Origin of the sequence: Henriciella sp. (assembly GCF_049649345.1) — a bacterium.
Taxonomy (GTDB): Bacteria; Pseudomonadota; Alphaproteobacteria; order Caulobacterales; family Hyphomonadaceae; genus Henriciella.
Window position 1 is genome coordinate 1 of sequence record NZ_JBARZC010000050.1, and the last position, 7,419, is coordinate 7,419.

The 7,419-nt window shown below is 59.2% G+C and carries 7 protein-coding genes and 1 pseudogene; 4 read left to right on the forward strand and 4 right to left on the reverse strand.

All coding sequences use genetic code 11. The annotated features are described in order from the left end of the window. Together WA989_RS01265 and WA989_RS01270 are read right to left on the reverse strand one after the other, a co-directional pair. Positions 1-223, reverse strand: a pseudogene (locus WA989_RS01265) (4-hydroxybenzoate octaprenyltransferase); the annotation flags it as partial. Positions 224-249: 26 nt separating this feature from the next. Then, entirely contained in the window at positions 250-1,614 is a 1,365-nt protein-coding gene (locus WA989_RS01270; protein WP_424338719.1) for an NAD-dependent succinate-semialdehyde dehydrogenase, read from the reverse strand. Positions 1,615-1,671: 57 nt separating this feature from the next. Here WA989_RS01270 and WA989_RS01275 point away from each other — a divergent pair, with 57 nt between their 5' ends. From WA989_RS01275 to WA989_RS01285, 3 genes are all read left to right on the forward strand, one after another. Beyond that, positions 1,672-2,433, forward strand: a complete 762-nt coding sequence (locus WA989_RS01275; protein WP_424338720.1) for a 16S rRNA (uracil(1498)-N(3))-methyltransferase — start codon at positions 1,672-1,674, stop codon at positions 2,431-2,433. Positions 2,434-2,443: 10 nt separating this feature from the next. Next, positions 2,444-3,823 (forward strand): glutamate--cysteine ligase, encoded by a 1,380-nt coding sequence (locus tag WA989_RS01280; RefSeq protein ID WP_424338721.1) that lies wholly within the window; start codon positions 2,444-2,446, stop codon positions 3,821-3,823. 128 nt (positions 3,824-3,951) lie between these two features. Further along, positions 3,952-5,775, forward strand: coding sequence for a peptide MFS transporter (locus tag WA989_RS01285; protein ID WP_424338722.1), 1,824 nt, complete (start codon positions 3,952-3,954; stop codon positions 5,773-5,775). On the opposite strand, the gene WA989_RS01290 is transcribed toward WA989_RS01285, so the two are convergent. Next, positions 5,772-6,194, reverse strand: coding sequence for a rhodanese-like domain-containing protein (locus tag WA989_RS01290; protein ID WP_424338723.1), 423 nt, complete (start codon positions 6,192-6,194; stop codon positions 5,772-5,774). The genes WA989_RS01285 and WA989_RS01290 overlap by 4 nt on opposite strands. 120 nt (positions 6,195-6,314) lie before the next feature. Here WA989_RS01290 and WA989_RS01295 point away from each other — a divergent pair, with 120 nt between their 5' ends. Next, on the forward strand, positions 6,315-6,698 hold the full coding sequence (locus WA989_RS01295; RefSeq protein ID WP_424338725.1) for an energy transducer TonB: 384 nt from the start codon (positions 6,315-6,317) through the stop codon (positions 6,696-6,698). Here the strand turns inward: WA989_RS01295 and WA989_RS01300 are convergent. Next, the coding region (locus WA989_RS01300) for a metallopeptidase TldD-related protein (RefSeq protein ID WP_424338724.1) at positions 6,695-7,419 on the reverse strand (725 nt) is incomplete at its 5' end. The genes WA989_RS01295 and WA989_RS01300 overlap by 4 nt on opposite strands.

Here is a 7,419-nt window from a genome sequence, read left to right on the forward strand (position 1 = left end):
GTGTGTAGGCAAGCGCGACCAGCGTCGGCAGGAGAACCAGCCATGTGCCGATCGGCCTGTCGAGCCGGGCCAGCGCCGCATAGGGGCGGAACCGGTCAGGCAGGGAAGTCAGCCAGACAGGCAAGGCGCTGTCTGCCGGTGCGCGCGGCTCGGCGCGAGGCGTCTCAGAGAACTCCGCTTCAATCGGATCCTGAGTGTTTGAATCATTCGGTTTGTCGGTCATGCGCCCCCTATAGCGAATTTTGCGGTTCAGGCGATAGAGACTGTCTTCCGGTTGACGAAAGCGAGGATACCATCTCGGGACAGCTCGCGGCCATAGCCGGACTTCTTCACGCCGCCAAAGGGCAGGCGCGGGTCGCTGGCGACTTTGGCGTTCACGAACGTTGATCCAGCTTCCAGATCCCGAATGGCATTATCGATTTCAGATTTGTCGTTTGTGAAGATGGCTGAGCCCAGGCCGAACGGGCTTTTGTTTGTTCGGGCGATGGCGTCATCAAGCGAGTTTACTTTCCAGAGGCTCGCGACCGGCCCGAACATTTCCTCTTCAGCCGCAGGAGAGCCGTCCGGGGCGTCCTCAAGGATTTGCGGCGCAAACCAGTAGCCGCGGTCGGGCATGCCTTGGGTTTCGATGAGCGGCCGCGCGCCTTTCTTTATCGATCTCTCTGTCTGATCTTTCAGATCGTCGTAGATCGACTTCATGGCGAGCGGGCCGATCTGCGTGTCCTTGTCGAGCGGATCGCCGATCTTCAGGTCCCCCATGGCGGCAACAAACTTTTCTTTGAATGCGTCGTAGATATCCGCATGCACGAAGAAGCGTTTTGCGGCGATACAGGACTGGCCATTATTCTGAGTGCGTCCATCGACAGCGGTTTCGACTGCATCTTCAAGATCAGCCGAAGGCATCACGATAAAAGCGTCGGTGCCGCCCAGTTCCAGCACGGTCGGCTTGATCTCTGACCCCGCGATCGAGGCAACCGATGAGCCGGCAGGGCCAGAGCCGGTCAGCGTCGCAGCGCGGACGCGGTCATCCTTCAAGATACCTTCGACCTTGTCGGAACCGATCAGCAGCGTCTGGAAGCAGCCTTCGGGAAAGCCCGCACTCGTGAATATCTGTTCGATATCAAGGGCGCAGCGCCAGACATTTGAAGCATGTTTCAACAGGCCGACATTGCCAGCCATCAGAGACGGCGCGGCAAACCGGAAGACCTGCCAGAGCGGGAAATTCCAAGGCATGACGGCAAGGACGGGGCCGATTGGCAGGTTGCGAACATAAGATGACGACGCGTCCGTCTCGATCGGCTCGTCTTCCAGATAGGCCTCAGCATTATCTGCGTAGTGACGGCAGACCCAGGCACATTTCTTCGCCTCTGCCTCGGCTTGGGAAATCGGCTTGCCCATTTCGAGCGTCATATGTCTTGCAAATTCAGCGGCCCGAGCTTCGAGCACATCAGCCGCCGCTCTCATAAGCTTGGCGCGCTCCTCAAAACGTGTCAGGCGCCAAGACTTAAAGCGGTCATCGGCGCGCGAGATTGCTGTGTCGATTTCTGCGGGCGTATGAGGCTCGAAAGTTTCTATCTCTTCTTCATTTGTTGGATTGATGGAGCGTACAGACATGATCGCCTTTCAGTTTTCGGCTTTAATTCCCTGCAGAGCTAATCCAATAAGGTGGTTATGAGTTCCGCCCCCCGTATCTATGTCCCCGTCCGGCTTCAGCCAGGTAAGCCTGCACCGCTCGATGCCAATCAGTCGAAATACCTGCTGCGTGTCATGCGGCTGTCGGATGGCGACCCCGTCCGCGTCTTCAATGGGCAGGACGGAGAGTGGCGGGCGATCATCATCCAGGATTCGGCGAAAAAGGCCTCCATCCGCCCCGTCGAACAGACACGGGATCAGATCGCAACGCCTGATCTGACGCTGCTGTTCGCGCCTCTCAAGAAAACGAGAACCGATTTCGTTGTGGAGAAAGCCTGCGAGCTGGGTGTGCAGCGTATCCAGCCGGTGATGACCGAATTCACGCAATCGAGCCGGGTCAGGTCTGACAGGTTGCAGGCCGTGGTCATTGAGGCGGCAGAGCAAACCGAGCGGATGGATATTCCGGTGGTCGAAGATGACATGCCCCTATTGAAGGCGCTCAATGCCTGGCCGACGGATCGCCCGCTCTTCTATTGTGATGAGGCAGGAGGCGCAAAGCCGATGCAGGAAACGCTGTCCGGGCGCGCGATCGAGGCCGCGGGCATCCTGATCGGACCGGAGGGTGGCTTCTCCGCAGCCGAACGGGGCAGGCTGCGCGGCTTGCCTTTCGTTGTACCGGTGACGCTGGGGCCGCGCATCCTCCGCGCGGAGACTGCAGCTGTTGCTGCGCTGACGCTTTGGCAATCTCTGCTTGGCGACTGGCGCGATCATCCCTATCTGCCTGAAACGCAAAACGGCTAGAGGGCCTGGAATGACGACTCCGACGTCTGACATTGACGAAAGCGCGCCGCGAATCGAGTCGAAGTCCGAAATGGTCGAATGGATCGAGGCCGGCTGCACGCCCAAGGCCGACTGGAAGATTGGCACCGAGCACGAGAAGTTTGGTTTCATCCGCGATGGCCTGCGCCCGCTGCCTTATGATGGCGATGTTTCGATCAAGGCAATGCTCGAAGGCCTGCGTGATCGGTTTGGCTGGGAGCCGATCGAGGAAGGCGGGCATCTGATCGGCCTCAAGAAAGATGGCGCTAGCGTCAGCCTCGAACCGGGTGGCCAGTTTGAGCTTTCCGGCGCGCCACTTGAGCATATCCACCAGACCTGCAACGAGGTGGGCGATCATTTGCGCGAAGTGCGCGAGATTGCCGAGCCGCTTGGTATTGCCTTCCTGGGGCTGGGGTCGTCGCCGCTCTGGAGCATGGAAGAGACCCCGATGATGCCCAAGGGGCGCTATCGGATCATGCGGGACTATATGCAGAAAGTCGGCCGGCTGGGGCGGGAGATGATGTTCCGCACCTGCACAGTGCAAACCAATCTCGACTTCGCCTCTGAAGCCGACATGGTGAAGAAGATGCGCGTCTCGCTGGCCTTGCAGCCGCTTGGCACGGCGCTGTTCGCCAATTCGCCTTTCACCGAAGGCCGCCCGAACGGTTTCCTGTCCTACCGCTCTCATATCTGGACCGATACAGACCCTGACCGGTCCGGCATGCTGCCTTTCATGTTCGAAGAGGGCGCGGGGTTTGAACGATATGTCGATTACGCGCTTGATGTTCCGATGTATTTTGTCCGGCGTGGCGGGGTCTACCTTGATGCGAGCGGGCTGAGCTTTCGCGACTTTCTCGATGGAAAGCTTCCCATCCTGCCGGGCGAGAAGCCCGCGATTGACGATTTCGTAGATCACCTCTCAACGATTTTCCCGGAAGTTCGATTGAAACGCTTCCTTGAAATGCGCGGCTCCGATTCGGGGCCATGGAGCCGGCTGTGCGCCTTTTCGGCTTTCTGGACGGGCATTCTCTATGATGAGGGCGCGCTCGATGCGGCCTGGGAGATCGTAAAGGACTGGACAGCGCCAGAGCGCGAAGCGATTCGCCAATCGGTGCGGACGCTGGGATTGAAGACGCCGATGCCGGACGGCCGCTCGATGCGCCAAGTTGCGCTCGATGTGCTCGCGATCAGCCGGGATGGCCTCAAGGCGCGGGCAAAGCTGAACACTGCCGGCGACAATGAGTCCGGCTTCCTTTCAGAACTCGACGAGATCGCCGCAAGCGGTCTCACACCAGCCGACCGGCTTCTGCAGCTTTACCATGGCGAATGGGGACAGCGGGTCGATCCTGTCTTTGAAACGCTTGCCTATTAGGCACTCTTTGCCGCTTTCTCCCTGACAAATGGCAGATAATTGCTTGAGCCAAGCTGTAACGCGTGGTGAATGTATGCCGGTTCGGGACCAGGCGCCACGCGCCGGTCGGCTTCAGGGAAGGGCATTTCATGGGCATTGCACTCTTTGCGATTCTGGTGGCGCTGCCGCCAATCGTCTTCACGATGTGGCAGCTTCGCAAGCATCCAAAAGGTCTTTACATCCTGTTCTTCGCAGAGATGTGGGAGCGGTTTTCCTATTACGGGATGCGTGCCCTGCTCATCTTCTATCTTACTTGGCACTTCCTGTTCGAGAGCAGTTACTCGCTTACTCTTTACGGGGCGTATGTCGCCCTGGTCTATTTGGGGCCGCTCCTCGGCGGCTGGCTGGCTGATAAGTATATCGGCTTCCGCAAGGCGGTGACGTTTGGGGCAATCCTGCTCGTGGCAGGTCACGGCCTGATGGGGCTGCACGGCCCAGCGGCGACTGAGACGCTCACAGTGGGTGACACCGTTTACGAGCTGGAACGTCCGGAATACAGTGAATCCCGCGACCGTTTCATCGTCGTTGAGGGTGAGCCGCTTGCGATCGATTCCTTCGTTCAGCCAGAACAAGGCTCGACGACACGCGCAGTGACATTTGTCCAAAACGGCGAAGAGACCGTCCTCACGGGTACGCTTTCTGAAGAGCGCAACCCTCTCTTTGCGACCATCCTGTTCGCCGCATTGGCACTTATTGTGGCGGGTGTCGGCTTCCTCAAGCCAAACATCTCAACGTGCGTCGGTGCGCTTTACGACCAAGGCGACCGACGCCGCGATTCCGGTTTCACACTATACTATATGGGCATTAATCTCGGCTCATTCCTGTCAGGCATTTTCTGCGCGCTGGCAGCGGCACAATTCGGCTGGTGGGCAGGCTTTGGTCTTGCTGCCGTTGGCATGCTGGCGGGTCTGGTGGTGTTCGTCTGGGGGCAGGGCTGGCTGGAAGGCCGCGCCGAACCGCCAGCCGGCGTCGATCTGAAGACGCCGGTTTTTGCAGGTCTGAACCGCGAATGGTTGGTCTATGGCGCCGGCCTCGCTTTCGCCGTTGCGGCCTTCTTCCTGCTCCAGATTGCGAGCATCATGACGCTGGCCATGCATGGCGTCTTCGCGGTCGTGACGCTCGGTATCATCGTCTACATGCTGACCAAGCTCGAGGACGATACAAGAAACGCGATGATCGGTCTTTTGATCCTGACCGTCTCGTCTGTTCTGTTCTGGGCATTGTTCGACCAAGGGCCAACGTCGCTCAACCTGTTTGCTGCCGCACACGTGGACAATCAGGTCATGGGATCGCCATTTCCCGCGCCTGTGCTCCAGTCTGCCAACCCGCTCTACATCATGTATTTCGCACCGCTCATCGCGGTGCTCTGGACGTATCTAGGCAATCGCGGGATTGAGCCGAACAGCTTCATCAAGTTTGGCCTCGCCATGGTGCAGATCGGCGCCGGCTTCTTCGTCCTGAATCTCGGGATTCAGACCGCTGTTCCGGATGCCGATGGTGCGCTGCGCATCTCGGTGCTATTCATCATGCTGATGTACCTGTTGCACACAACGGGTGAGATCTTCCTGTCGCCAGTGGGGCTGTCAGCCGTGACCAAGCTCTCGGCCAAACAGATCGTCGGCTTTATGATGGGCTACTGGTTCCTCGCATCGTCCTACGCCAATGTAATCGCAGCCGGTATCGCGCAAGCCACACAGGTGCCGGAGGGCGCCCCCACCGAGGAGAGCCTCGAAGCCTATAATGCTGTTTATCTGCAACTTGGCGGCGCTGCGGTTGCGCTCGGTGTCCTGCTGCTCGTTGCCAGCCCGTGGCTTCGCAAGCTGACGCGCCACGCTGAAGGCAGTAATGGAATCAAGGAAAAGCGCGGCGAAGTCGATCCCGCCGGCGCGACGCTCGAGCGCAATCTGGATTAGGGATAGGGCCTGACGGGCAGGTCAGCGTCGATCCACCCGTCAGTGCCGCTTACGCCGCCTCCAATGCTTGTCACATTCGTGTAGCCGGCATCGAGAAGCCGGTCTCGCGCCTTTGCTGAGCGGCTGCCGGACCGGCAGATGAAGGCAATGCGGCGGGCCTTGTCGCCTTTGGTGAGCCGTTCGATCGTCGCCATGAAGTCGGGATCCTGAAGGCTCAGCGTGTGAGCGGTCACCGGCACGCCGGTCTGGGTCCACTCTTCAGGTGTTCGCACGTCGATCAGCAGGCCGCCCGCCTTGCGGACCATCAGATCCCCCCGCGAGACAGGCATTTCTGGCGGCAGGCCTTGGGCCGATGCCGTGAAAAGGCTGGTGCTGCAGACGAGAGCGGCGACCGATAGTGATGCGAATAGGTGTTTCATGCTGCTTAGTTTATCATAACTCAGCGGCGTTTAGATATTCACTGATTCAGCTTGTCGGCGGTCCGGCCACCCACTACAGATTGCTTGGCTAAATTGGGGAGGTTTATGCGTCGATTGGTGATGCTCTTACCGGTACTTTTTCTTGCCTGCCTGCCTTCTGCCGGCGAGCAAGGATCTGATGATCGAGACGCCCAACCTGTCCGACCACCGGTGCCCAGCTATCCGCCGATGGCGGCGATGCTCGGCCTTCAGGGCTATTGCGAAGTGACGTTCTCTGTCGACGAGCAGGGGTACCCGTTCAGCCTTAGCACTTCCTGCACGCAGCCGGTCTTCTGCTTCCAGTCTAAAAAGGCGGTTTCCCGCGTTGTATTCGCGCCTAAAATTGTCGGCGGCCGGGCGATCCCGCGGTTCAATGTAGTCTATCCACTCGAATACACTTTGGACGGCGGCAGAGCTATAGATCGCAGTACATTCAGGTCCTGCGACGAGCGGGCCGTCTCCTAGCCGGCACCGCCAACCGTCAGTGCATCGACCTTCAGCGTTGGCTGTCCAACCCCAACAGGCACAGACTGGCCCGCCTTACCGCATGTGCCGACACCATCATCCATGGCGAAATCATCCCCGATCATGGAAACCTTGTTGAGCGCGGTCGGGCCGTGACCAATGAGAGTCGCATTCTTCACGGGAGCGATGACTTTGCCATCCTCGACCAAATAGGCCTCTGTACACTGGAAGACGAAATTGCCCGAGGTGATATCGACCTGGCCACCGCCAAAGTCGACCGCCCAGACGCCGCGTTTGATCGATTTCACGATCTCTTCCGGGTCATCCTGGCCGCCCATCATGACTGTGTTGGTCATCCGCGGCATCACGCCTGCGTCATAGGATTCTCGCCGGCCATTGCCGGTCGGCGCCATGCCCATCAGCCGCGCATTCTGTCGATCCTGCATATACCCTTTGAGGATACCATCCTCGATCAGGACTGTGCGTTGCGTCGGCGTACCTTCATCGTCAAAGGACAGCGATCCCCGGCGGGCTTCGATTGTGCCGTCATCGATGATCGTTACGCCTTTTGCGGCGACCTGTTCGCCTATCCGGCCTGCATAGACGCTCGTCTGTTTGCGGTTGAAGTCCCCTTCGAGGCCGTGCCCGACAGCTTCGTGAAGCAGGACGGCGGGCCAGCCCGGCCCAAGCACGACTTCCATTTCACCGGCCGGGGCAGGGA